The sequence below is a fragment of the Solibacillus sp. FSL W7-1472 genome, assembly GCF_037969775.1.
In the GTDB taxonomy this organism is placed as follows: domain Bacteria; phylum Bacillota; class Bacilli; order Bacillales_A; family Planococcaceae; genus Solibacillus; species Solibacillus silvestris.
This window is the reverse complement of record NZ_CP150208.1, coordinates 137208-161606: the sequence shown is the minus strand read 5'-3', so window position 1 is coordinate 161606 and position 24399 is coordinate 137208. Positions and strand designations below refer to the sequence as shown.

Genomic DNA, 24399 nt, shown 5'->3' with positions numbered 1-24399 from the left:
TGACTAAAAAAAGGTAGCGTATTTGCTACCTTTTTTATACCAATTATTCAGCTTCTGTTTCACTAGAATCAGCAGATAATTCCTCTTTGCAAAACGCCAAAATCATTGCTTCTTCGTCTTCTTCCAATGCAAAATCCAAAAACTCATTATTTGCTTTATCGATAATAAAATAGTTCACGATGCGTACGATGTCGTCAATTACTCCCACGATTACGCGAATCTCTAATCCTGCAGTAGAATACAGTTCATCTTCCTCATCCACTTCTACATCTAATAAAAACTCATAGCGTTTACCTTCAATAATCTTTGTCGGATCTAAAATTTCTTCTATTGAAAATTGCGTAATATTCATATTCATGCTCCTTCCGGGAAATGCTTCTATTTTATCATAAACGAAAATTGCCCCGCGTCAAATAACAATCATTATTTACACCGTGACAGCAACGTTTTCATATGACAAACTAGAAATTAAGGAGTGATGGACTTTGAAAAATCTATTATATTACAAAGATGCAATGATGAAGGAATTTACGGCACAGGTTGTGAAAACAGGCAAAGATGACACGGGAAACTTCATCGTATTAGACAATACGGCCTTTTATCCTACAGGTGGCGGACAACCCCATGATACCGGCTGGATTAATGATGTGGAAATTATCGATGTTGAGAAAATTAATGAGGAAATTCGTCATTATACGGCAGCCGATGTGTCGAATATTTCCGGGGAAATATCCGGGAAACTTCATTGGTCGCGCCGATTCGACCATATGCAACAACATGCGGGGCAACATATTTTATCAGCGGCCTTTGTTGAATTATTCGATATGGCGACAGTGAGCTTCCACCTAGGAACAGAGCTTGTCACAATCGATTTAAATGTTGGTGAAGTATCAGAAGATCAGCTGGCAGCAGTGGAAAAACGGGCTAACGAAATTATTTTGGAAAACCGACCTATTGAAACAAAGTGGGTAACAAAAGAAGAATTAGCACAATATAACCTGCGGAAAGATGTAAAAGTCGACGAAGATATCCGTCTAGTTATAATCCCTGATTATGATTACAACGGCTGTGGCGGCACACACCCTACTTCTACCGGACAAGTAGGCTTAATTAAGATTTTAGCTACCGAGAAGATGAAGAAGCAGATTCGTGTACATTTCGTATGCGGGAATCGCGTATTACAGCAGCTGGCAATGCGCAAACAGGTCTTAAGCGATGTGGCACGACAGTTGAGTGCATCGGAAGAAGAAGCAGCTAATACGTTGCGCAAATTCACGAAAGCAGCAAAACAAACAGAGAAAAGTTTAACGGAAGCACAAGATACCCTTCTTGAATTCGAAGCAAAAGAACTGGCAAAAGAAACCGTTGCAGCCGTGACTTTCGAAAACCGTTCGATCCAAAGCCTGCAGAAGCTTGCCCGTTTTATTACACAGCAAAATGATGAGGCAATTGCCCTGCTCGTTGCCAATAATGAAGACAAGCTACAATTTGTTGCGGCACGCGGAAGTGAACAAACGAAATCGATGAAAGATATTTCTGCAGCTGCTTTACCGCTTATTAATGGTAAAGGCGGCGGCAATGATGCGCTTGTACAAGGTGGCGGTGAGAAGGCAATAACTGCAGAAGCATTGATTAAGGCAATGAAGGAAGCAGTTCAATAAAGTGAAATTTCAATCCGGGAGGTTTTCCTCAACGGATTGTTAGTTGAACCAATCGGGCTTTTACGAGGAGAAGATCTCCCGCATCTCCCTTTGCCCTGCCTAAATATGAAGGCTGGATCTTACTAACCGTTAATGCGGGATAAAACGAAAGAAGAAGCGATAGAGGGTACCCTCTATCGCTTCTTCTTTTTATTCTGCACGCAGTCCATTCATCCCGCGACGAATGTTTGTTATATCGGTATAACCGAGCTTTACGAGTTCCTTGCACGCTTTATTACTGCGTGCACCGCTTTGACAAATGACAACAATTGGTCGATCTTTCGGCAAATCTTCTAAATACGTTCCAAGCGGACGATTAATAAACTGAGGAATATGAGCCTCTTTATATTCTTTTTCCGTACGGACATCCACAAATACATATTTCTTATCATCCAGTAAAGGCTGCAGTTCTTTTACCGTCATATATTTCACGCCTTTTTTCGGCATAAAACGCACGATCATTACAATGATTCCCACCATTGCAAGTAGTGTAATAATCCCTTCCATTTGCATACTCCTAAAATCTGTTTTCACTTATTTTACGATAATCTGCATAAGCTTACGAATATTTTGCGCTTTAAGAACGGGAATGCCGTCCTTTATTGAAGGTTTGGAAATATATTAGAACTTTTTGCAGATTATTAGAACAAGGGAATACTTTATTTGAAAAGTTCACCAGGTTATTAGAAGAACAAGGGCCTATTTTAGAACTTCTTAATAATTTATTAGAACACTCACATTATATTAGAACTTATTCGACTTTATTAGAAAACCTACAGCATATATTAGAAAACTACTAATTAGTCTTTCCTTTTCAACTCGACCACGTAAATTTCAGGCAGATTAAAGATTCGGTAAGGAAACAGGCTGTTCCCCAACCCCCTATTTACTATCATTTCCGTGTCCTGCTGTTCATAAATACCTGCTGTGTATGTTGGCATGAAACCTTGAGTTGGCGCAAAAAGTCCGCCGATAAATGGCAGACGAATTTGACCACCATGTGCATGCCCTGTTAACACTAGGTCAATGTCCTTTTCAACATATGTTTCAAACACCTCAGGACGGTGTGACAATAGCACTTTAAATGCATCCGCATTCATATTGTACAGTGCTTCATCTATTGACTGTCCCACTTCTTTCCCCATTAACGGGTCCTCAATACCCGCAATGACAATGTGCTCTCCATTGCGCTCCAACTGTACCGCATCATTCGGTAACACATGGACGCCCAGCTCATTTAAAGCCGCATAAATTTCATCTGTTAAATTCAATGCAACTTCGTGGTTGCCCAGAACATAGTAAACATCCGCAATATCGACTAACTGACGCACAGCCTGCAAGCTGTTTTCCAAGTCATAGCGGCGACTATCAACTAAATCACCCGTTATGAAAATAGCATCCGGTTTGGTAGCCCGCACTTTTTTCACTAATCGCGATTGATTTTCCCCAAATGTCGCATCATGCAGATCGGTTACTTGGGCAATCCGGTAGCCATCAAAGCTCTCCGGAATTTTCTCTGATTCATGTACATAATCGGTTGTGACAAGCCAATTATTATTTATATATAAAAATAGATAGACAACACCTATAAAAAGGATTAATTTCAATAACTTTTTCAATTTATTCGCTCAATTCATTGTGAGTTTTAAGCAGCGACTAATACCACCCATCTTTATCAATAATATTGAACTGTTTCGGAACATTCAAGTGTAAAATCCGTTTACCAATTAATTCGTTGAGTGGATTATTGTAGCTTTCGTACTCAGTAGAGTTTAAAAGTTCCATAGATAAACGCATTGATTTCGCTGTTATTTTCGTTTCGGTCTCTATAATGTATAGTTTATTGTCATCCCACTCGATTTTTGGTGCTTTAACATATGGCGAAATATAAACACGATTCAAATAAAGCGGTGTTTCGTAATAAGAAGCCTCTATTTTATTTTCGGCTGAATCCGTCCATGAAATAACGACCGGTAAGTAATAGCTGGTTTCATTACGTATGATTTCAATATTTTCTTCTTTCGCTTCAAATGTTTCCGTAAATTTTAAATGCTCTTCCTTTAAGCTTTCAAACCGGCGATTTTTTAAATCTTTCTCCAGCTGTTCGGTTTCCTCCAGTTGTTCCTTTAAAACCTTATCTGAAGCTATCTTTTCCACATTGCCCGACACAAACAGTAAATATATAAACGCCATAATTCCACAACTAAAGTAAACAGCGGCAAACCAAAACGTACGCTTCGGCTTCCAGATTCGTATTTTTGTAATTAATAGGCTAGTAAAAATCATAACTATACCTAGTATTAGAACAAGAAACATAACCCCACCTATCATTGGCGTGTCACCTCCCTTTTTCGACGGATCAACGCAATTAGAAGCCATAAAATTACGACATAAACAGCACTTCTCCCAATAATTTGCATTGTTCCATCACCAAAAACAAATTGCCATGTATCAAATGTATATTGACGAATTAGTAAGAACATACCGACAGCGAGTATGATAAAAGCAATCTTTGAGAAATTGAACACGGCATGCAAAAAATAGCCGACTGATGCAGCGAGTAATGTACAAACAATAAAACCGATAATTGCAATAAATGAAATATTAGAGTCGTAATACAAACTCTGATCTCCTGTACTCAACAGATTGATTAAAACGGAAATCGTTAAAGTACTAACCGCAGCTGCAAGTGTAAAAACACATAATACTATAAGGAATATTCCGGTTGATACAACTTCCGTCAGATTTGTCGTTACAATCGAGTAGTTTTGCCGGGAAAGCTGCTTTGAAGCGAGCATCCATCCTAAAATCAGCATTAGCATGATTGTATAGATAAAAAATCCGTCCAGTGAATAGAATTGCTCTTCATAATTCACAAAACTGGTTCCTGTTCCTAACGAGCCGCTCATACCACCTGAAAGTAACCCCATTAAAATATATACAATCAGCACCGTACTGAACATTGAACTGTACGCCTTACATTTCCACTTCACCTGCTCATAAATATTACGCATTGGACTTACTGTTACGATAGATGTCATCAACGGAACCCCCTTTCGATGTCGTCAACACTTTGCATACATCACTTACCGATAGATTTTGCATTCTTACTCCTTCAGGTAATGGCAACTCACTGTTTTTAACAATTGCTTCGAAAATTGGGCCGTTTTCATATGTCGCAAGTACTTCATACGCTTTTAAAGCCGGCTCCACGTTCTCCTTTTGCCCTACAAGCTTGATGGCAAGACTCTGCACTTCTTCAACAGGAGCGAATAATTCAACTTTACCTTCATGCAACAGTAAAATTTCTTCAATTAAATGTTCCATTTCATTTAAATAATGACTTGAAATGATCATAATACGCGGATACGCCAGGAAATCCTTTAAAATGATGCGGTACATATCATCACGGATTGTTTCGTCCATGCCGTTCATTGGCTCATCCAGCAAAGTAATCGCACAGCGGCTTGCAATGCCATAAATTAAATTGAATACCGCTTTTTGACCCTTTGAAAGGTGGTGGTGATGACTTTTATCGGATATGCGGCTAAACTTCAATAGTTCAAACGCTAAATCCGTTGCAAAGTTTTTATAGAATTTTTCACCCGACTTCAAAATTTCCTCTAAATTCATCACAGACGGAAATGTCACATCTTCGATAAATATCGTATTCGCGGCAACCGTTAAGTTTTGAAATGGTCTTTTACCAATAACTTCTGTTTTTCCAGCCGATGTTTTTACATGACCTGCCAGTATTTTCAGCAATGTCGACTTGCCAACACCATTGCGCCCAATCAGCCCAATGATTTTCGGCTCTGTAATTTCAAAAGACAACTGTGTCAAAATCGTTTTCCTGCCGTATCGTTTTTCCACTTGTTCGCATACAATCATTCGCTCACCCCTCCTTTTGAATATGTTTGATCAACTCAATCAAATCTTCATCCATCACGCCTAAACGTTTTGCCTCTTCTACGATTTCCTTTACCATCTTCGTCAATGTATCACTTCGTCTTGTTGTTAAAATACGATATTTTGCATCCCCGACCACAAACATTCCAAGCCCTCTCTTTTTATATAGAATTTCTTTTTCAACTAAAATTGTCAGGCCTTTTCCGGCAGTTGCCGGATTAATATTAAAAATTTCAGCAAGCTGATATTGGGAATAAACTTTCCCTTCCGGTAGCAGTCGATCGGCCAATATCTCATTTTCGATCCATTCCGCTACTTGCATATAAATAGGCATTGTACTTTGTGTATTAAAAATCAAAGGGATCCTCCTTTCAAAGTTATCCAGTACATTAGTGTTGTAATGTACTATATAAAAAACGAGCTTATTTGTCAATAAATCGAGAAATATTATCCACATATACTATTTATCCACAAAGTTATACACATTAACGTCAATTATCCACAATTTAATCACGATTTTTCAACAGGTTGCAATCAACTTATCCACATATTAATATCTTGAAATTCTATTTTAGAACAAGATATTAAAAAAATATTCGAATATATATTCATTTGTTCTATAAAATGTCACATTTTTCTACATTAAACGTAGCCATTTCATATAAAAAAGGAATAATTTTAACTTTACGTATTAATCTTCCGCAAAAAAAAGTAAACTGCTCCTTTTCTATTGATATTTACAAAACTTTATCTACAAGTTATCCACACCTCTTTCTTTTTTATCCACTAAAAAAAGCATTCTAAAAGTGACATGCCATCACTTTTAGAATGCTTTTCCATTCATTATTTAATTTCTTTCAATGTAGCTTCTACTTCTTCTTTCACTTGCAAATTTTCTTCGCCAAACAAAATTTCATTTAATGCATCGTCTCCAGAACCTTCAGCTAGCGGTACGCGTGAACGATATGCCGCGCGACAGACTAAATGCCCCGAAACTGGTGCTGTAATAAATACGAAGATAATCCCTAAAATGAGGCGAATACTCACATAGCCATCATGGATCCAAAAGTAAATGAACCCACCGAACAAACAAAGCAATACAGAGAGTGTCGCACTTTTCGTTGCAGCGTGTGAGCGTGTGTACACATCTGGTAAACGGATCATGCCGAATGCGCTAATGACACTCACAATTGCTCCTAACAAAATAAGAAGTGCCGCCATTAATTCAATCAGCTGATTTACGTTCAACAATGACACCTCTTTCGATATATTTCGAGAATGCAATCGTTCCGATAAATGCTAAAATCCCTAATATTAAAATGGCTTCTAAAAATGCCTTTGTTTTCAAAACAATTGACACGATGGCGATCGCAGAAATTAAATTAACACCAATTGTATCAAGAGCAATTGCACGGTCAGGCAGTGACGGCCCCTTTATCACACGAAATAAGGATAGACCGATTGCCACCATAAATAGAACAAGTGCCGCCTTAAGAATCAAATCGATCATTGTGTCACCTCCAAAATGGCACGTTCAAACTTGCCGATTGAACGGAGTACCGTTTCTTTCGATTCTTCTATATCCATCGCGTGAATATAAAACGTACTGTTATCTTCTGAGACTTCCATTACAACAGAACCCGGAGTTAACGTTAATAACAGGGCCAATGTCGTTACTTGGTAGTCTCCTTCTAATTTTGTTTCATAAGTGAAAATACCTGGTGTAAAATTCATCTGTGGATCTAGCACTTGTTTTAATACAGAAACACTTGATGAAAGCAGCTCTCGAATAAATATTAGGATGAGCTTAATAATCTTTAATACACGACGCAAGTAAAACTGTGTTCCGAAAAATCGGTGCATAGCATATAAAATCAATGTTCCGACTAAAAATCCTGACATAAATGTCGTAAAGTCTGCAGTTGGATCATCCTTTAACAAAAACCAAAGCGCCGCAATAAATAAATTAATAATAAATTGACCTAACAAGTGCTCACCCTCCTTTATTTATTCGTATTTAAAACCGCATCAATGTAAACAGCAGGGTTTGATAATGTGTATGCTGCATCATTAACATAGACCGCCAGCCCTTCTGCGCCAACTCCCAAGCCAACGATACAAATCGTCAATAGTATGAACGATACCATCGCACCACGTGGCATCCGAATTTTGTCCTCTTCATTAATCGATGTTTCTCCAAAAAATGAAGCAAGGAAAATACGCAATAATGAATAGAGTACGATGATACTCGAGCCAAATGCCAATGCCAATAAAATATAGGCCTCTGCTTCAACAGCACCCTGGCCGATCAATACTTTCCCGATAAATCCGCTTAACGGCGGAATTCCGACAAGTGCACACATCATAATAAAGAACAGCCAGCCGAACAATGGATAAATTCGAATTAAACCATTCATATTTTTTACGACAATTTCCCCTGTTAATAGCACCATTGTTCCAATAAGTAAAAACAGTAACGCCTTACCGAGCATGTCGTGGATTAAATAATAGACCGCTCCTGCCATTGCGGATTCTGTTCCAATCGCAAGTGCCACCAGTATAAAGCCAACACTAATGATGACGTTATACGTAGCAATTGTCCGAACATCTCGTCCGGAAAATGCGCCCATACAACCCGCTATAATCGTCAGCCCTGCCATCACACCGATGGCCGTATGCGTAATTTCCGGCTGTAACGGGAACATGAGCGTGAACGTACGGAACAATGCATACATGCCGACTTTTGTTAACAATGCCGCAAATAATGCCTGTACTGCTGTTGGCGGCACACTGTATGAACCAGGCAGCCAAAAGAACAGCAGCAAGCCTCCTTTTAAAGCAAAAACAATTAGGAAAACAAGTGCGACAACCGTTAATAACGGGTCTTGACCGGCTTCTGCAACACGCTGTGCAATATGCGCCATATTAAGCGTCTTTAGCGTTCCATACAAGAATGCCAGTGCAACGAGGAAAATCCAGGATGCGACAACATTAATGAGCACATACTTGATTGACTCGCGCAGCTGTATCTTTCCACCGCCAAGAGCAACAAGGACGTATGACGCAAGAAGCATTACTTCAAAACAAACGAATAAATTGAAAATATCGCCTGTTAAAAACGATCCGTTTACACCTGCTAGTAAGAATAATACAAACGGATAGAAGTACATTTTTTCATGACGCTCGCCGATTGTGGAAAAGGCATAAATTAAACAGAACATCGTAACAAGACTTGCCGTTAAAACAAGGAGTACCGAAAATGAATCGGCAACAAATAAAATACCGAACGGCGGTGCCCAGCCACTAAAGTCTATACGCATAATACCTTCTGTCTGAATAAGCTGCAGCAGGACAACAGAAGTCCCCACTACGAAAATCATTGTCACTAAACTTACAACCCGCTGAAGTTTAATATTATTATTTAAAAATACTAACAATGCGGCCGTTATAATCGGCACGATCATTGGTAAAACAATTATATTATTCATCTGATGACCCTCCAAGTTCCCCTAGATCATCGGTTCCGTTCATTAAATACATTCGATAAGCCAGTACGAGTAAAAAGGCCGTAACAGCAAAACTAATAACGATTGCTGTTAAAATCAATGCTTGTGGCAAAGCGTCGGTATATGGTGCAGCCGCCTGACCTAATAGCGGCACACTCCCTTTTTTTAACCCGCCGACCGTCAATAACAATAAATGAACGGCATGAGATAAAATGGCGGTGCCGACAATCACACGTATGACACTACGAGAGAGGATTAAATAAGTAGCGACTGCGACTAGAATGCCGACAAGTACAATCATTAATGATTCCATACTAATCATCCTCACTTATATTTAAAATAATCGTTACGAGTGTACCGACAACCGTCAATGCGACACCTGCTTCAAAAATCGTAACAGTGGACAAATGCTTTTCTCCTATTAACGGGAGATTATAATAGCCAGCTGTCTGTGTTAAAAATGGTACGTCAAAGAAAATCGAGGCAATGGCCGAACCGGTCGCCAGCAATACACCGATTGCCGCCACTTTTTTAAAGTCGAACGGCATCCCCTTATGCACCGTTTCAATATCGTACGTCAAATATAACAGGACAATCCCCGAGCCAAGCACTAACCCGCCGATGAATCCTCCGCCTGGAGCATTATGTCCTGCAAAAAATAAATACATACCAAGCGTAAAGACGATGAAAACAACGCCTCGTACGACTGATTTTAAAATAACATCATTTACTTTCAACGTCTCCATCCCCCTTTTTCGCCTTAAGCTTAATAAGTGTGTAGACGCCTAGACCTGCAATGAAAAGTACAACTACTTCAAGCATCGTATCAAATGCACGGAAATCGCCTAATATCGTGTTGACGATATTTTTCCCGCCTGCCAGATCATACGAGTCCTCAAAGTATTTCGAGATTGGTTCAAAACGATCGTAATTCATTACAGCTAATCCAATCAGTGTCACGGTTGCACCGACCGCAACCGAAATTGTCACCTTTGCAAAACGCCAGCTTTTCGAAATATACTCATTTTTAAGCTTCGGTAAATATTTGAATGATAGTAAAAACAGTGCTGTTGTAACCGATTCAACGACAAGCTGCGTCAGCGCCAAATCAGGAGCTCTAAATACTACGAAGAAAAAGGCAACAGAATACCCGAGTACTCCATTCAACAGCACGACTGTAATACGCTGCTTTGCAAAAATAATCGCAATTGCAGCCGCAATCATAACGAATACAAGAACTAATTCATATGGCTCAATCACCGAGTCTTTCGAAGGATTCCAGCTGAATACGTCCGCATAAATCATATACCCTGCCAGTAGCGTTACAAAAAATACATAGATATAAACGAAATAATACGTTAAATTACCGTTCATATAACGGTTTGTTACACGTCCTGATACACTCTCACTTGAATTAATCACACGTTCATAAATCGCATTTAGCGTAAAGCTTTGCGGTATCCACAGATAGACAGGACGCCATTTTTTTAATGTACGGTATAAGAAAACCCCTACAACAATGACACCAAACGTCATAATAAGTTCCGTATTTATATAACCATGCCATGCTGCGATATGAGGCGTCATTTCCTCTACAGATGGGAACATTGGGTAAATGCTTGCCATCGCCGGACTTAAAATATAATGTCCCAAAACATTCGGGAATATAAAAATTCCAATCACGAAGGCAACTAAAATAAATGGTGAAATTAACATACCAAACGGCGCTTCATGTGGCGGCTTTTCCAAACGATCCGGCTGTATTTTCCCGAAGAATGTACGCATAACGATAATGACACAGTAAATAAACGTAAATACACTGGCCACCCAAGCGATAATCGGGAATAAAAGACCGATGCTATCAAGTGAGAAAATATCAAGCTGTGTAATTTTTAATGTAGCTGCAAAGAACATTTCCTTACTTAAAAAGCCATTGAATGGTGGTAACCCTGCCATTGAGGCACTTCCGATTACAGCAATCGTGAATGTAAACGGCATTAACGACATCAATCCGCCTAATCGACGAATATCGCGTGTTCCTACTTCATGGTCGACTATTCCGACCATCATAAAGAGCGCGCCTTTAAATGTCGAGTGGTTGATTAAATGGAATAATGCAGCAAATGTAGCCTGCGTATAAATTACCGACTGTGTTGAATAACCAAAATGCAGTGCTGCTGAACCAAGACCGAATAAAGACATAATCAGTCCAAGCTGACTAATTGTGGAGTATGCTAGCAATGCCTTTAAATCATACTGGCGGACCGCATTGAAGGAGCCCCAGAATAATGTAAGAAGACCTACCCCGCTCACTGCCCAAAACCATACCTCGTGCCCGCCAAAAATCGGTGTTGTACGAGCTACTAAGTAAATACCCGCTTTTACCATCGTTGCAGAGTGTAAATAAGCGGAAACAGGTGTCGGTGCCTCCATTGCATCCGGCAACCAAATATGGAACGGGAACTGTGCCGACTTCGTAAACGCACCTAAAAGTACAAGACACATTGCCGGTACAAAATAAACGCTCGATTGAACGACATCCAAATTCGCAATAATTTCGCGAATACTAAACGTTCCTGATGCAACATATAACATTAAAAAACCAGCCAGCATCGCAACACCACCAGAAACCGTAATGGTCATTGCTTTTCGTGCGCCTGCACGAGATGCCTTACGATGATGCCAAAATGCGATTAATAGGAATGACGATACACTCGTTAATTCCCAAAATACATAAAGCACCATTAAGTTATCTGAAAAGACGACGCCTAACATCGCGCCCATAAATAATAGTAAGTAGCAATAGAAATGGTGTAATGATTCTTTCGTTGATAAATAGAAAATTGAGTAAAGTATTACTAAACTGCCTACCCCAGTAATGAGTAAGCTAAAAATCATACTCAAGCCGTCTAAATAAGTAGTAATATTAATACCGAAAGTGGGGATCCACTCAAATGTCCTAATGAATACTTCACCATTGGCAATTCGAGGGATATATGTAGCTAAAAGCGAAAATAAAGCAACAGGAACAAGTAAAACGAACCAACCTAAATGGATATTCTTAAATTTCCTGTATATTAATGGGATTAATGCTGCAGCAAGAAATGGGAGCATAATCGAAAAAGCAATAACCAAAAGCGATAACCTCCTAACCGAGTGAGCCAATAAAAATATGTAAAGTTCGGCATTCGAACAATCACACTTGACTATCTATATAACTATCTTCATAATAATGTGGCATATGGGGAATATATTTTCCAACAACAGTAATTTATTAAAAATTACAAAAGCAAAAATATAACATAAAATTTACTGAATATAAATATGCATCATAGAAATAAGTATACAATAATGATGAGTGCATTGCACTGTAATAGCCTTCGTTTTATCTCAATTATGCTTAGTTTCTCAAAATATATTCGGATTTAATTCATTATTATAGGATAAGAAAAAGAGGTGCGAACTAATATGAAACATGTTAAAGGCCGATTAGACGAAAGTATTTTGGTTTGTGTATATTACGGACAAAATGGTGAGCGTTTAATTCGCCGAGGACACAAGCTTGCTACATTACTTGACTGCCCATTATATGTGTTGACAGTTGATTCAAAGCCAATTGATGCATTTGATGCGGAAAAATCCGGCTATATCGAGCAGTGGAAAGAACTGACAGATGAGTTGGAAGTAGAACAGTTTATTATTAAGGATAATGAAAAGCGTCCATTCCATAAAGTCATTACAGAAATTGCAATGGACTTTAACATTACCCAAATCATCGTGGGTCAGAGTGCCCAAAGCCGCTGGGAGGAAATCACAAAAGGTTCTTTCTTGAATGTTCTCTTAAAAGAAGTACCATTCGTCGATTTTCATATAGTATCGGTAAAGCGTCCTTCTGAGGATGAACTGATCGATGTATACGAAAAAGGTGTTCGTGCTTATATAATCCAGGAAAATGATTATTATAAAGTCGTGTTTACATGCCCTAAAATTGTGGCACTTGAAGGAATTTTCTTTAAGGAAATTGGGACAGACTTCGATAATGGTATATTCAAGTTTAATTATAACGGGAAGCTTTTAGAAGCTGATATAACAGAAGGTACTGTTAACAACCCTGAAATTCTTCCTAAAGATCGCTTTACATCACTAAAACCTTAATACGAAAGCTGTTTCCAAGTTATTGGAGCAGCTTTTTTTAGAATTTATAAATAGGAAGGATTATTAATATGAAATTTGAAGTGCCTAAAACAAAAAAACTATATGAACAAATAGCCGCTATTATAGAACAAAAAATTACGAACGGGGAAATTTCACCTGGCGATAAACTGGATTCTGTTGAACAGCTTGCAAAAAACTTTGAAGTTGGCCGCTCTGCTATTCGTGAAGCTTTAACAGCTCTTCAGGCTCGCGGTATTATCGAAATCCGCCAAGGAGAAGGAACTTATATCCGCAAAGTAACGGCCCAGGATATTTCATTGAACATTCCTACATACGCCTCCTTTTCACAGCAGGATTTACAACAAATATTTGAAGTACGAAAAATTCTAGAATTAGGTTTAATTGAAAATGCCGCAAAGCGCAGAACGGCTCGTCACCTTGAACAATTAAAAGAAGCGCTCATCAAAATGAACGATGCCTTGATCGATCCTGAGACAAGCAGTAACGCCGATATGCGCTTTCATGCAATCATCGCTGAAGCAGCGGACAACCCTTTACTCGTTTCGATGCTACAAAGTGTTTCAAAGCCGATTGCACAGCAAATCCAGCATACCCGTTCCATTTTATCCACTACAGATCATGCGGCTTTATACAATTTGCATGAGGAACATACCGCTATTTATAGCTCTTTAGTAAATGCAGATGATGTACAAGCTAAACAAGCGATGGCAAAACATCTTGAAACAGTCGAATCATTACTTTTCGACAAATAATGTTTTAATTCAATATAATTCTCTTTAAATACTAATTTACAAAGTCATCAGATGACCTGTTGACTTAATTATCAGAAAGTTGTAAATTTAATGGAACAGGGGGGATTGGATGAATGTATCATTATTCGCTACATGTTTAGTCGATATGGTTCAAAGTAATATCGGGAAAAACACGGTTGAGTTGTTGGAACGCTTAGGTTGTACAGTAAGCTTTCCAAAAGGCCAAACTTGTTGCGGTCAACCAGCCTATAATAGTGGCTATGTAAAAGCCTCTAAAGAAACGATGAAAAATACAATTCAAGTATTTGAAGACGCAGAAGTCATCGTCTGTCCATCAGGTTCTTGTGCTTACATGCTAAAAGAATATGTTCATATTTTTAAGGATGAGCCGCTTTGGCATGAAAAAGCACAACGAATCGCAGACAAAACATATGAACTGACACAATTTATTGTCGATTTACTTAAAATTGAAAATGTCGGAGCAAAACTAAACGGAACGGCTACTTATCACCCTTCCTGTCATATGACGCGCTTATTGAAAGTACAGAAAGCTCCCCTCACATTGCTCCAGCATGTAGAAGGCCTTGAATTGCTGGAAATGCCTTTAAAAGAAAATTGCTGCGGTTTTGGCGGGACATTTTCTATTAAAATGGGCCAAATATCTGAACAAATGGTAGATGAAAAGATTGCTTCTGCTGAGCAGATTGCTGTCCACTACTTAATCGGGGCTGATGCAGGCTGTCTTATGAATATCGGCGGACGGATTGACCGGAAAAACATTGACATTAAAACAATGCATATCGCAGAAATATTGAATAGCCGTTAATAGAGAGGAGGATGTGTATCAAATGGCGATGAAAATCAGTCAGCAAAAATTTAATGAACGCCTTTCGTCCAACTTGGAAAATGATTTTATGCGTGGTGCCGTAGCCGGCGCACAGCACCGTTTTCAAACGAGACGAAGCGCCGCTGTAGATTCTTTAAACTGGGAAGAATGGCGCAATCATGGAGAAGAAATCCGGCAGCATGTACTGGAAAATCTCGATTACTATTTATATGAATTGAGTACAAACGTCGAAGCGCGAGGCGGCCATGTATTTTTTGCACAAACTGCTGAAGAAGCTACTGAATACATTTCAACAATTGCCAAACAGAAAAATGCTAAAAAAATTGTGAAAGCAAAATCGATGGTAACGGAAGAAATCAATTTAAACTCACACTTGGAACAACTTGGATGTGAAGTGATTGAAACGGATTTAGGCGAATATATTTTACAGCTTGATGACCATGACCCGCCTTCCCATATCGTGACACCGGCACTTCATAAAAACAAAGATCAGATCCGTGAAGTATTTGAACAAAAAATTGGTTATACAGCTTCCTCTCAACCTGAAGAACTTGCACTGCATGCCCGCAAAGTTTTACGCGAACATTACTTAACGGCGGATATAGGTATTACGGGCTGCAATTTTGCCGTTGCTGAAACGGGTTCTGTTTGTTTAGTAACAAATGAAGGCAATGCGGATCTTGTAACAGCCTTGCCGAAAACACAAATTTCCGTCATGGGGATGGAGCGTTTAGTACCAACATTTGAAGAAATGGAAGTACTCGTCGGTATGCTAACACGCAGTGCAGTTGGCCAGAAGCTGACGAGCTATATTACCGTCTTGACAGGCATAAAAGAAGCGCTTGAAGTCGATGGTCCGGAAGAATTCCATTTAGTCATTGTGGACAATGGACGCTCTTCGATTTTAGGCGGCGAATTTCAGTCAATTTTACAATGCATCCGTTGTGCTGCCTGTATTAACACATGCCCTGTTTATCGCCATGTTGGCGGCCATACGTACGGTTCCATCTATTCGGGTCCAATTGGGGCGGTATTATCACCGTTATTAGGAGGATATGATGATTATAAAGAGCTGCCTTACGCTTCCACTTTATGTGGTGCATGCACAGATGTATGCCCAGTGAAAATTCCGCTACACCAATTGCTTCATAAGCATCGGGAAGTGATCGTTGAACGAGAAGGCCGTGCTCCGATTAGTGAAAGTCTACTGATGCAGGCATTTGGAATGGGAACTTCATCGCAATCAATCTATAAGCTAGGTACTAAAGTAGCCTCAACGGTTATGAAGCCGTTCACGAAGAACGAGAAATTTACTAATGGTCCTGGTCCGTTGAAAAACTGGACAGCGTATCGCGATTTTCCATCATTACAAAAAGAGCGTTTCCGTGACTGGTTTGAACAGCATAACAAAGGAGGCAATCCCAAATGATTCAAAATCGAGAATCGTTTTTACAGTCAGTCGCTGCTCGTCTCGGCAGATCCACTCCTTCTTTAACCAAACCGGAGCGAAACTGGAAGCATCTCCCTCAACACGAAGTATTGAAGGATGCTTCGATGGAAGAACTTATCGAAGTGTTGAGAGAACAATGTTTGAACATCCACACTACATTAAAGAAATGCACAAAGCAGCAACTGCCTGAAATATTAAATGAAACAATTGTAGACTATGGTGGTGGGCGAGTACTTTACAGCAATGATCCGCGGTTTGGAGTATTGAATGTGTTACCGGTTTTCGATCAATATGAACATTTAAAATGGCAATCTGGGAACGGTGAAAGAAATATCGATTTTGCTGAACAGGCCAATGTCGGTGTCGTAATCAGCAACGTGACATTAGCGGAATCCGGCACAATTATGCTTCAAGCATCACCGGAAGTCGGCCGGACGCTTTCATTTTTACCTGAAAATTCTATTGCCATTATACCGCAAAGCAGCATCGTTCCACGCATGACACAAGCTGCCCAGTTTTTACGAGAGCAGTCACATGTCTCGTCCTGTGTTAATTTCATTACAGGACCAAGCAACTCCGCAGATATCGAAATGAACTTAGTCGTCGGCGTACACGGGCCGGTGAGAATGACGTATATTTTGGTGGAGGATTATTAAAAAAGAACTTCGGACAATAAAATCCGAAGTTCTTTTTATTTCCCTAATCCCCTACTCGATCGCGTGGCAGTAAAAACGCTACGAGCAATAATAATGTCAGTACCGACACAGCATTCATTGTGAAATGAATGCCCATTTTGTCTATGAGCATCCCGATAACAATCGATCCAATTGCCCCCATCCCAAAGGCAACTCCGACTGTTAAACCTGCCATTGTCCCAATTTTCGATGGGACAAGTTCCTGTGCATAAACAACCGTGACGGTAAAGCTAACCATAATCAGCAATCCGATAATAATAAGTAATACCAATACAGCAGGCAAAGGAACAAACGGCAGTGCTAAACAAAATGGAATCGGTGCGATTACCGACAGCAATATAACATTTTTTCGGCCGAAGCGATCTGATAATGGACCACCAAAAAAAGTGCCTACAACCCCAACTGCCATGAATATAAAGATAAACAGCTGACCGCGCTCAACACTCATCCCATATTGTTCCGATAAATAAAAGACATAGAAACTTGTTATATTCGTAACGTAAAACGAACGGGCAAATATAATGAACAGCAGCACAAGTAAAGCCATTCCAACTTGCTTTTTCGTTAAAGGCGGCAAGGACGAAACCAGCATTTTTTTGATTTTCGATCTCTTTTCCGCTTCGAGCTGACGTTTATACCACATCGATATTTTCGTTAATAAAAAGATGCCGATCGATGTAAAAATAAGAATAACGGAAACCCCGTACATCCCAAAAGGCAAAATGATAAATGCGCTTAGCAATGGAGCTAATGCCTGTCCGCTATTCCCCCCTACCTGGTAAATGGACTGAGCTAAGCCGCGCTTATTGCCTGCCGCCATAAACGATACACGTGAGCCTTCGGGGTGGAAAATGGCTGAACCAAGCCCCAAGAATAGAACCGACACTAAAATCATCCAGTATTCGCCTGCCAATATGAGCATTGTCAGCCCGATAAAAGAGCTCACCATCCCAAGCGGCAATGCATACGGGAATGGTTTCTTATCTGTCATAAATCCGACGGCCGGCTGCAGCAGGCTAGCGAACATATTCAGGACAAATGAAATCATTCCAAGTTGCGTAAACGTCAGTCCTAAGTCGCGCTCTAATAATGGGAACATTGCCGGTATAACCGCCTGCATCGTATCATTAATTAAGTGACATACCCCAATGGAGACCATAATAGGATAGACAGGGTTTGATTGTTTTACTGTTGTAGTCGACATTTTTTCACATTCTTTCTGCTAGATCAATACATTACTCATAATTTTTAATTCAGCAACTCGCTAATTTTATAAAAATACCCCTCAATTTTGCCTCTCGTATTGAATGCATTAAGGGTGCATAGATTATCGCATTTTATTCATACTACCCTTTATAAGGAGGGATTATCATAGAACTGAACCTTGGCGAAATGATTTTACGTGCAAGCTTTTCCTTTTTCGCGATATTAATACTCGCCCGCATCATCGGTAAAAAGCAAGTGAGTCAGCTCACTTTCTTCCATTATGTCACGGGGATCACTTTTGGTTCGATTGCTGCCGAAGTCTCGACTCAAGTGGAAACCCCTTTTTTAGACGGCATGGTTTCTTTAATCGTGTGGGCTGCATTAACAATTATCGTTAGTTATATTTCATTCAGATCTTCAAAAGCACGTATCCTTTTTGACGATAAACCGTCGATTGTCATCAATAACGGTGTCATATTAAATAATGAATTGAGAAAAGCACGGCTTCATCCGGACGAGCTCGCTATGCTGTTGCGTGAACAGAGCATTTTCTCATTTGATGAAGTACTATATGCCGTTTTTGAAACAAATGGAGAATTAAGTGTCCTGAAAAAGCCGCTTGCCCGGACTGCAACAAAAGAAGACGTATCAGTGTCTGCCCCTGCCCCGCAATACTTTCCTCTGGAATTGATTTCGGACGGGAAAATTATTCAAAAAAACTTAACGGATCTTCAGCTTACTGAAGACTGGCTCAGAAAAAAATTAGCAAAGAAAAATATCCACGAGATCGATAAAGTTTATTATGCGCAAATTTTAGAAAATGGATCACTTTATATTAGTATTAAAAATGCTAGTCCACCTTCATAACCATTTGAAAATACATTTAATCTTCATTATATTACCAATTTTCTTGAAAGTTAATACAAAAAAGCAGAAATCAATTGTAAAACAACGATTTCTGCTTATCATTTATACTTTTAAATAACGAATATTGTTCTTGCTCATTTTAATGCCAAGCAGTACGATGACAAAAATTAAGATGAGGACAACTAATAAAGTATACCAATAATTTTCCATTAATACGCTATCTGTCAGAAGGCCTGTTCCGTATTGTGCAAGCTTCCAAGGTGTCACACTCCAAAAGCTGCCGATTAATGTATCAATAAGCAGACCGACTGGGATGAGAATAATTGTAATCGCAGCAGCGACCGATGTTTGGAAGGCTGCACTCATCGCAACAGTAAGCGCCATAACTAGCATCAGCCAAACACAATACGTACCGAGCATTGCTAAAAATTTTGATAAATCAACAGTCCCGTAAAGCAGTACTGTATAATACATACTCCCCGCATATCCCGCCAATGCGCTGAGAATAGCAATCATGCTTGCAACAATCCATTTACTGAAAAACAACGCAGTAAAAGACATTGGGCGTACATAAAGAAGTGTCGCAGTACCATTCTGACGTTCATGGCTCACGGAACCGATAAAGGCAGTAATTAATACAAGCAGTCCAATTGATTGAAATTGCCCGGTTGATGCCATAAGCAGATCAGCAGGCTGAAGTTCAGGCATTGTCATCATAAATCCATCGGGCATATTGCCAACCGCCTGCAAAATATCTTCCATAAAGTAATTCATGAGCGGATCACTAATTCCGAGCAATACAAAAACGAGCGGAATCCATATAATTTTAAAGCTACGAACACTTTCACGCCATTCTTTTAAAAGTAATGCCTTAAATTGCTGCATGCTTTCCCGCCACCTTCATAAAGATTTCCTCCAGGCTTGCCGTTTCCCGCTCTACTTTTACAACTTCAAATGGTGAGGCCGCCAATTGCTGAAGCAGCTGTTGCATCGAAGGACGTTCATCTATAACTTCCACATATGCTGCTATACCATTAGCTACAGCTCCTAATGTAGACTGACTCGCAAATTGAATCGCCTCATCCGCATGCTTGAATGTAATTTTATAACGCGGTTCCTCAAACTTTTGCTTCACCTCTGTTAATGAACCTTGCTCGACAAGTTTACCGTCTCGTAAAAACAGCAGCTGATCGGTCATTTCCTCTGCATCATTTAAAATATGCGTTGAGTACAAAATCGTCGTTTGCTGCTGCACTTCCTTTAACAAGTTCATCACTTCCCGACGTCCAACCGGATCAAGTGCGGATACTGGTTCATCCAGCAATAGAAGTTTTGGTTTATGAACTATTGCCTGGGCAATACCTAAGCGCTGCTTCATTCCTCCTGAAAAAGTCTCAGTCTTTTTGTTCATCGCATCATGCAAGCCCACAAATTCCAGCATCTTTTTACATTCACTTCTTAATGAGCGTTTTTCAAGACCGCTTAAATTTGCCACCATCTCCATATATTCAAGTGCAGTCAGCCAGGAATAGTACTGGGGATATTGGGGTAAAAAGCCGATTGCACTGCGTATATCCTTTACATCCGGCATCATGATTTTGCCGCTTGTCGGCTCCAGTATATTGGAAAGCATCGAAAGGGCCGTCGTTTTCCCCGCGCCATTCGGACCGATCAGCGCGGTTGATGTATGCATCGGTAATGTGAATGATAAATCCTCTACTACTTTTTTTGCGCCAAACCGCTTTGTGAGTCCCTTCACTTCAATACAGATCATTGGCTTTTCCGTCCGAATAGAAAGTAGGCGATCGGTCCGAGTGTATTAACAAAGAGTGATACGAGCACCCATACCCATTTCGGGCCGCGCGTCTCATAACTGCGTACAATATCCACTATGGCAACCGCCCCAAGCACCAATTGCAATACTAATAACGGCGCAATAAGTCCCCAAGGAATATTCGATAATTGATCCATTATAAATCCCCCTTAAATTTTTAAATGATGTTTTAAATTGACAAGTAAACTTTTATAGCGCGTATCGTTTTGCACACTTGCCAACATCGGGTTTTGGGCAATGCTTTCATAAATTGATTTTTTGATTGTTTCTTCATCACGTGGTGTTTGCGTGCTCAGCATAACTTCCTTTGCGATCCAGCCATCCAGCAAGTAGAAATAATCATCCCCTGTAATTTGAAATGGAAATTTGATTTGTGTACAAATTTTTACATAGCGCTCAATACAGCGAATTGCTTCTTCTATATTATTTTGTGTTGCATATCCGCTCGCTGCCTTTATATAAAACAGCAGTGTGTTGTGTATATTCAGTTTATTTAAATGAAATGTGTCTATTATCGTTTCAATTCGGCTGACCGACTGTTCGAAATAAGATACATTTCCTATTTCCAATCCAAGTGCTTCATTCGCATTCGTAATCATATACAGCAAATGCTGGTACATGTTGACCTGGTGAATTTCCTTCGCCTTTTCTATATTGCCCAGCATCGTTTGTGCCGTAGCGATAAGCTGTTCAGTACCAAGCTGAACTACAGCATCTTCTCCTAATAATTCGAGTACATGCTGAGGTTCTCCTCTTAAAATATACGTATATGCCTCAAGTAAATTCGCCTCGTTTTTCAGCCGGTAATTTCCGCTGAACTCCTTTACACGTTTACAGAGTTCCTGTATTTTGTCCGCAGCGGCTTCTTTATTCTGTGCAAGATTAAAGTAATTGACGTAAAGCTGCGCCATCTTCAGTAAAAACGGGAAACAACTATAATATTCTTCAATGAGTTGATCAATTGTTGCGTCCACTTCAGCAAATGGTTCCTTTGAAAAGCGCTTTGCTAATTCCGCATACATTTTTAAAATCCGTTCATTCGTCAATTGAGGCTCATAACCGAGCAGTGCATCAATTGAAATATTGAAAAACGTTGCAAGCTTCGGCAATAGTGCGATATCCGGATAGCTTTGCCCCTTCTCCCATTTCGAAACAGCTGCCCTTGATACCCCGACATGCCGCGCAATTTCCTCTTGTGTCACTTGTAATTGTTTACGGCGCTCTGTAAAAATGGCCGCAAATTGAAAGTTGGTCATCCCCCTCACCTCTTATTCTTATTATAAAAGAACTTTGGCTGATTAATAGCGACTAATTCTTTCGAAATATAGATTTTGTCAACTGCTGGTTTCGTTTGGCGGTGGTGGCTGGGATTGTGGAGGCAGGATGTTCTAATAAAATGGGGGAAGTTCTAATATATTTTTATTTGTTCTAATAAAATCGCGATTTTCTAATATAACCTTTCATTGTTCGAATATCCGGATGAATTGTTCAAATATCGCTAAGGTATTTTCTAATATCGTTCCTACTTCTTCTAATATCTCGTACCATTGTTCTAATAAAAATTAAAACGCCCTTCCTTCTCCTCTATTCATGTTTAAACGAAGGCCTTGCCACTCGCAATTCCCCCTCACTTTCTAATAACACCACCCGTTGTTCTAATAACCATCCAACTTCTTCTAATAAACGGCTTCACTCTTCTAATAACCGCAACCCAAACTTGCGCTCAACAAAAAACTGCCTCCAAAATGTAAAAACACTTCGGAGACAGCTTGCTCTATATAAAGTTTATTTAATTAAATGCTTAATTTCCTCGAAGCTTGGCAGTGCCGTTAACGCACCTGCTTTAGTAGCAGCCATTGCTCCCAGCTTGTTGCCGAATGCGACACAGCTGATTAAATCTTCTGTTACTGTAGGTAAACCATTGAAATGAACATAACGGAGTACGCCTGCCATAAATGCATCACCAGCACCTGTCGTATCTACAGGGATTACCTGTTCAACCGGAACATGTGTTACTTCACCGTTTAATACAGCATATGCTCCATCAGCTCCAACTGTAATTAACACGATCGGTACTAACAGCTCATCCAACTTTTGGAGGCCTTCTTCAATTGTTGTTGTTTCTGTCAGGAAATATAATTCCTCATCGGTAAGCTTTAAAATATCGGCATCTTCAAAAAATGAAGTAATCGTCTCACGGCAAATTTCCTCGGATTCCCAACGAAGCGGGCGGATATTCGCATCGATTGCGATAATCGCTCCTTTATCTTTGGCCATATCCACTGCAGCACGTGTTGTTTTTAATGCGGTTTCTTCAAACATCGTTCCTGAACAAACATTTAAAACGGAAGCACGTTTGAATGCTTCTTCCTGTAACTGCTCAGGTGTTACTTGTAAATTCGGCGTCTCATCGACATAATCTTTAAATACTCGCTCACATTTTTCAGTTAAATGCACATATACACCACTTACACGCTTCTTCGCATCAAATACAGCGAAATCAAGATTCACACCTTCTTTTGCGATCTCCTGACGGCAAAATTCCGAAGTTTCATCATCGCCTGTAATTGTAATAAGTGCTGACGGTGCCCCAATACGACTAATCCCTGCTGCAACATTGATTGTTGCGCCACCTAAATACTTCGTAAATGAAGTATTGGTCTGATCATTTGCAATATAATCAACGAATGCATCTCCATAAACTAAGATGAATTCTTTGTCTATTTGACTCATTAATTGTCTAACCTCCGACGTTGTATGTTCTTACTAATTTACCATAGAAAAGATATATTTATAAAACTTTATACTATTCTGAAACTAATGCTTTCTTCGCGCATGAATTTAATTTCTGTTATACTGTGTTCGGTAAGGAGATGATTGTTAATGAATATTACCATTCGACAAGCAGAACGAGATGACGCGAAAGCTGTCGCCCCTTTAATTTATGACGCAATCGGAGACATTGCAAACAATTTGACTGGTGAAGAGGAAGTTTCGCAGATTTTAGCTGCTTTAGAACAGTATGTCACAGAAACGACAAATCGACACAGCTATTTGAATACTTTTGTAGCGGAACAGCAAGGTGAAATAGTTGGGATTGTCGTGCTTTATGATGGGCGTCTCGGGTACAAGCTCGATCGCCAGCTTGAACAACAGCTAGCCAAAAAAGGAATACAGACTTCATTGGATATTGAAGCACATATGGATGAATATTATATCGATACAATTTGCGTCTCAAAAAATGCACGCGGACTTGGCATTGGTACGCTTCTTTTACAATTCGCCGAGCAAAAAGGCAAGGAACTTGGCTATGAAAAAATTTCTCTAAATGTGGAACTAGAGAAACAAGATGCACGACGCTTGTATGAAAAAATAGGCTACCGTACAACCGAAAGCTGGACAATAATTAATGAGCCATTTCATCATATGGTGAAATCGCTTTAGAATAGGAAGAAGT

At 39.6% G+C, this 24399-nt stretch carries 28 protein-coding genes; 8 read left to right on the top strand and 20 right to left on the bottom strand.

Going from position 1 to position 24399, the window contains the following annotated elements; all coding sequences use genetic code 11:
• Positions 1 to 43 precede the first annotated feature (43 nt).
• Positions 44 to 352, bottom strand: a complete 309-nt coding sequence (locus MKY07_RS00825) for a DUF6509 family protein (RefSeq protein ID WP_339263494.1) — start codon at positions 350 to 352, stop codon at positions 44 to 46.
• A gap of 133 nt (positions 353 to 485) precedes the next feature.
• Here MKY07_RS00825 and MKY07_RS00820 point away from each other — a divergent pair, with 133 nt between their 5' ends.
• Positions 486 to 1661 (top strand): DHHA1 domain-containing protein, encoded by a 1176-nt coding sequence (locus MKY07_RS00820; protein ID WP_339263493.1) that lies wholly within the window; start codon positions 486 to 488, stop codon positions 1659 to 1661.
• 189 nt (positions 1662 to 1850) lie between these two features.
• Here the strand turns inward: MKY07_RS00820 and MKY07_RS00815 are convergent, their stop codons facing one another.
• From MKY07_RS00815 to MKY07_RS00755, 13 genes are all read right to left on the bottom strand, one after another.
• A complete protein-coding gene (locus tag MKY07_RS00815) occupies positions 1851 to 2207 on the bottom strand; it encodes a rhodanese-like domain-containing protein (RefSeq protein WP_339263491.1) in 357 nt (118 codons plus the stop codon).
• 293 nt (positions 2208 to 2500) lie between these two features.
• Entirely contained in the window at positions 2501 to 3319 is an 819-nt protein-coding gene (locus MKY07_RS00810) for a metallophosphoesterase (protein WP_014825042.1), read from the bottom strand.
• 37 nt (positions 3320 to 3356) lie between these two features.
• Complete coding sequence (locus MKY07_RS00805) at positions 3357 to 3986, bottom strand: glucose-6-phosphate isomerase (RefSeq protein ID WP_339263490.1); 630 nt, start codon at positions 3984 to 3986, stop codon at positions 3357 to 3359.
• A gap of 41 nt (positions 3987 to 4027) precedes the next feature.
• Positions 4028 to 4741, bottom strand: coding sequence for a silver transporter (locus MKY07_RS00800; protein WP_339263489.1), 714 nt, complete (start codon positions 4739 to 4741; stop codon positions 4028 to 4030).
• Positions 4707 to 5591 (bottom strand): ABC transporter ATP-binding protein, encoded by an 885-nt coding sequence (locus MKY07_RS00795; protein ID WP_339263488.1) that lies wholly within the window; start codon positions 5589 to 5591, stop codon positions 4707 to 4709. Before MKY07_RS00795 ends, MKY07_RS00800 begins: the two co-directional genes overlap by 35 nt.
• 4 nt (positions 5592 to 5595) lie before the next feature.
• Positions 5596 to 5967, bottom strand: coding sequence for a GntR family transcriptional regulator (locus MKY07_RS00790; RefSeq protein ID WP_014825046.1), 372 nt, complete (start codon positions 5965 to 5967; stop codon positions 5596 to 5598).
• Positions 5968 to 6452: 485 nt separating this feature from the next.
• Entirely contained in the window at positions 6453 to 6857 is a 405-nt protein-coding gene (locus MKY07_RS00785; RefSeq protein ID WP_014825047.1) for a Na+/H+ antiporter subunit G, read from the bottom strand.
• Positions 6835 to 7119 (bottom strand): Na(+)/H(+) antiporter subunit F1, encoded by a 285-nt coding sequence (locus MKY07_RS00780; protein ID WP_008407457.1) that lies wholly within the window; start codon positions 7117 to 7119, stop codon positions 6835 to 6837. Before MKY07_RS00780 ends, MKY07_RS00785 begins: the two co-directional genes overlap by 23 nt.
• A complete protein-coding gene (locus MKY07_RS00775) occupies positions 7116 to 7598 on the bottom strand; it encodes a Na+/H+ antiporter subunit E (RefSeq protein WP_008407456.1) in 483 nt (160 codons plus the stop codon). Before MKY07_RS00775 ends, MKY07_RS00780 begins: the two co-directional genes overlap by 4 nt.
• Before the next feature lie 14 nt (positions 7599 to 7612).
• Complete coding sequence (locus MKY07_RS00770) at positions 7613 to 9097, bottom strand: Na+/H+ antiporter subunit D (protein ID WP_008407454.1); 1485 nt, start codon at positions 9095 to 9097, stop codon at positions 7613 to 7615.
• The gene (locus MKY07_RS00765) at positions 9090 to 9428 is read right to left on the bottom strand and encodes a Na(+)/H(+) antiporter subunit C (protein ID WP_008407452.1); all 339 of its coding nucleotides are present in this window, start codon (positions 9426 to 9428) and stop codon (positions 9090 to 9092) included. The genes MKY07_RS00770 and MKY07_RS00765 overlap by 8 nt, the downstream gene beginning before the upstream one ends.
• A 1-nt stretch (position 9429) precedes the next feature.
• The gene (locus MKY07_RS00760) at positions 9430 to 9852 is read right to left on the bottom strand and encodes a Na(+)/H(+) antiporter subunit B (protein ID WP_079523223.1); all 423 of its coding nucleotides are present in this window, start codon (positions 9850 to 9852) and stop codon (positions 9430 to 9432) included.
• Positions 9839 to 12250, bottom strand: a complete 2412-nt coding sequence (locus MKY07_RS00755; protein WP_339263487.1) for a Na+/H+ antiporter subunit A — start codon at positions 12248 to 12250, stop codon at positions 9839 to 9841. The genes MKY07_RS00760 and MKY07_RS00755 overlap by 14 nt, the downstream gene beginning before the upstream one ends.
• Before the next feature lie 333 nt (positions 12251 to 12583).
• On the opposite strand from MKY07_RS00755, the gene MKY07_RS00750 reads away from it, so the two are divergent.
• The 5 genes from MKY07_RS00750 to MKY07_RS00730 all read left to right on the top strand — a co-directional run bounded on the left by MKY07_RS00750 (position 12584) and on the right by MKY07_RS00730 (position 16996).
• Complete coding sequence (locus MKY07_RS00750) at positions 12584 to 13270, top strand: histidine kinase (RefSeq protein ID WP_014825050.1); 687 nt, start codon at positions 12584 to 12586, stop codon at positions 13268 to 13270.
• 68 nt (positions 13271 to 13338) lie between these two features.
• Positions 13339 to 14043, top strand: a complete 705-nt coding sequence (locus MKY07_RS00745) for a FadR/GntR family transcriptional regulator (RefSeq protein WP_339263486.1) — start codon at positions 13339 to 13341, stop codon at positions 14041 to 14043.
• A 109-nt stretch (positions 14044 to 14152) separates the two neighbouring features.
• Positions 14153 to 14869: a (Fe-S)-binding protein gene (locus tag MKY07_RS00740; protein ID WP_339263485.1), complete on the top strand. Its 717-nt coding sequence runs from the start codon at positions 14153 to 14155 to the stop codon at positions 14867 to 14869.
• A gap of 22 nt (positions 14870 to 14891) precedes the next feature.
• Positions 14892 to 16319, top strand: a complete 1428-nt coding sequence (locus MKY07_RS00735; RefSeq protein WP_339263483.1) for a LutB/LldF family L-lactate oxidation iron-sulfur protein — start codon at positions 14892 to 14894, stop codon at positions 16317 to 16319.
• On the top strand, positions 16316 to 16996 hold the full coding sequence (locus MKY07_RS00730; protein WP_339263481.1) for a lactate utilization protein C: 681 nt from the start codon (positions 16316 to 16318) through the stop codon (positions 16994 to 16996). Before MKY07_RS00735 ends, MKY07_RS00730 begins: the two co-directional genes overlap by 4 nt.
• Before the next feature lie 43 nt (positions 16997 to 17039).
• On the opposite strand, the gene MKY07_RS00725 is transcribed toward MKY07_RS00730, so the two are convergent.
• Positions 17040 to 18239 carry an MFS transporter gene (locus MKY07_RS00725; protein WP_014825054.1) on the bottom strand — a complete coding sequence of 400 codons (1200 nt, stop codon included), beginning with the start codon at positions 18237 to 18239 and terminating at the stop codon, positions 17040 to 17042.
• 188 nt (positions 18240 to 18427) lie between these two features.
• On the opposite strand from MKY07_RS00725, the gene MKY07_RS00720 reads away from it, so the two are divergent.
• Positions 18428 to 19108: a DUF421 domain-containing protein gene (locus MKY07_RS00720; RefSeq protein ID WP_014825055.1), complete on the top strand. Its 681-nt coding sequence runs from the start codon at positions 18428 to 18430 to the stop codon at positions 19106 to 19108.
• Positions 19109 to 19210: 102 nt separating this feature from the next.
• Here MKY07_RS00720 and MKY07_RS00715 read toward each other — a convergent pair whose 3' ends face one another.
• The 5 genes from MKY07_RS00715 to MKY07_RS00695 all read right to left on the bottom strand — a co-directional run bounded on the left by MKY07_RS00715 (position 19211) and on the right by MKY07_RS00695 (position 23675).
• The gene (locus MKY07_RS00715; protein ID WP_339263480.1) at positions 19211 to 19993 is read right to left on the bottom strand and encodes an ABC transporter permease subunit; all 783 of its coding nucleotides are present in this window, start codon (positions 19991 to 19993) and stop codon (positions 19211 to 19213) included.
• Complete coding sequence (locus MKY07_RS00710; RefSeq protein WP_339263479.1) at positions 19980 to 20882, bottom strand: ABC transporter ATP-binding protein; 903 nt, start codon at positions 20880 to 20882, stop codon at positions 19980 to 19982. The genes MKY07_RS00715 and MKY07_RS00710 overlap by 14 nt, the downstream gene beginning before the upstream one ends.
• Positions 20879 to 21079 (bottom strand): PLD nuclease N-terminal domain-containing protein, encoded by a 201-nt coding sequence (locus MKY07_RS00705; protein WP_008407429.1) that lies wholly within the window; start codon positions 21077 to 21079, stop codon positions 20879 to 20881. Before MKY07_RS00705 ends, MKY07_RS00710 begins: the two co-directional genes overlap by 4 nt.
• 12 nt (positions 21080 to 21091) lie before the next feature.
• On the bottom strand, positions 21092 to 22198 hold the full coding sequence (locus MKY07_RS00700) for a helix-turn-helix transcriptional regulator (protein ID WP_339263478.1): 1107 nt from the start codon (positions 22196 to 22198) through the stop codon (positions 21092 to 21094).
• Between the two features lie 529 nt (positions 22199 to 22727).
• Positions 22728 to 23675 (bottom strand): carbohydrate kinase, encoded by a 948-nt coding sequence (locus MKY07_RS00695; protein WP_339263477.1) that lies wholly within the window; start codon positions 23673 to 23675, stop codon positions 22728 to 22730.
• A gap of 150 nt (positions 23676 to 23825) precedes the next feature.
• On the opposite strand from MKY07_RS00695, the gene MKY07_RS00690 reads away from it, so the two are divergent.
• A complete protein-coding gene (locus MKY07_RS00690; protein ID WP_339263476.1) occupies positions 23826 to 24386 on the top strand; it encodes a GNAT family N-acetyltransferase in 561 nt (186 codons plus the stop codon).
• Positions 24387 to 24399: the final 13 nt, after the last annotated feature.

Excerpts from the sequence above, each read along its gene's own strand:
- MKY07_RS00825 (WP_339263494.1), bottom strand. The coding sequence starts at position 352 with ATGAATATTACGCAATTTTCAATAGAAGAAATTTTAGATCCGACAAAG.
- MKY07_RS00815 (WP_339263491.1), bottom strand. The coding sequence starts at position 2,207 with ATGGAAGGGATTATTACACTACTTGCAATGGTGGGAATCATTGTAATG.
- MKY07_RS00805 (WP_339263490.1), bottom strand. The coding sequence starts at position 3,986 with ATGATTTTTACTAGCCTATTAATTACAAAAATACGAATCTGGAAGCCG.
- MKY07_RS00800 (WP_339263489.1), bottom strand. The coding sequence starts at position 4,741 with ATGACATCTATCGTAACAGTAAGTCCAATGCGTAATATTTATGAGCAG.
- MKY07_RS00795 (WP_339263488.1), bottom strand. The coding sequence starts at position 5,591 with ATGATTGTATGCGAACAAGTGGAAAAACGATACGGCAGGAAAACGATT.
- MKY07_RS00780 (WP_008407457.1), bottom strand. The coding sequence starts at position 7,119 with ATGATCGATTTGATTCTTAAGGCGGCACTTGTTCTATTTATGGTGGCA.
- MKY07_RS00770 (WP_008407454.1), bottom strand. The coding sequence starts at position 9,097 with ATGAATAATATAATTGTTTTACCAATGATCGTGCCGATTATAACGGCC.
- MKY07_RS00765 (WP_008407452.1), bottom strand. The coding sequence starts at position 9,428 with ATGGAATCATTAATGATTGTACTTGTCGGCATTCTAGTCGCAGTCGCT.
- MKY07_RS00750 (WP_014825050.1), top strand. The coding sequence starts at position 12,584 with ATGAAACATGTTAAAGGCCGATTAGACGAAAGTATTTTGGTTTGTGTA.
- MKY07_RS00745 (WP_339263486.1), top strand. The coding sequence starts at position 13,339 with ATGAAATTTGAAGTGCCTAAAACAAAAAAACTATATGAACAAATAGCC.
- MKY07_RS00740 (WP_339263485.1), top strand. The coding sequence starts at position 14,153 with ATGAATGTATCATTATTCGCTACATGTTTAGTCGATATGGTTCAAAGT.
- MKY07_RS00735 (WP_339263483.1), top strand. The coding sequence starts at position 14,892 with ATGGCGATGAAAATCAGTCAGCAAAAATTTAATGAACGCCTTTCGTCC.
- MKY07_RS00730 (WP_339263481.1), top strand. The coding sequence starts at position 16,316 with ATGATTCAAAATCGAGAATCGTTTTTACAGTCAGTCGCTGCTCGTCTC.
- MKY07_RS00725 (WP_014825054.1), bottom strand. The coding sequence starts at position 18,239 with ATGTCGACTACAACAGTAAAACAATCAAACCCTGTCTATCCTATTATG.
- MKY07_RS00720 (WP_014825055.1), top strand. The coding sequence starts at position 18,428 with ATGATTTTACGTGCAAGCTTTTCCTTTTTCGCGATATTAATACTCGCC.
- MKY07_RS00715 (WP_339263480.1), bottom strand. The coding sequence starts at position 19,993 with ATGCAGCAATTTAAGGCATTACTTTTAAAAGAATGGCGTGAAAGTGTT.
- MKY07_RS00710 (WP_339263479.1), bottom strand. The coding sequence starts at position 20,882 with ATGATCTGTATTGAAGTGAAGGGACTCACAAAGCGGTTTGGCGCAAAA.
- MKY07_RS00705 (WP_008407429.1), bottom strand. The coding sequence starts at position 21,079 with ATGGATCAATTATCGAATATTCCTTGGGGACTTATTGCGCCGTTATTA.
- MKY07_RS00700 (WP_339263478.1), bottom strand. The coding sequence starts at position 22,198 with ATGACCAACTTTCAATTTGCGGCCATTTTTACAGAGCGCCGTAAACAA.
- MKY07_RS00695 (WP_339263477.1), bottom strand. The coding sequence starts at position 23,675 with ATGAGTCAAATAGACAAAGAATTCATCTTAGTTTATGGAGATGCATTC.
- MKY07_RS00690 (WP_339263476.1), top strand. The coding sequence starts at position 23,826 with ATGAATATTACCATTCGACAAGCAGAACGAGATGACGCGAAAGCTGTC.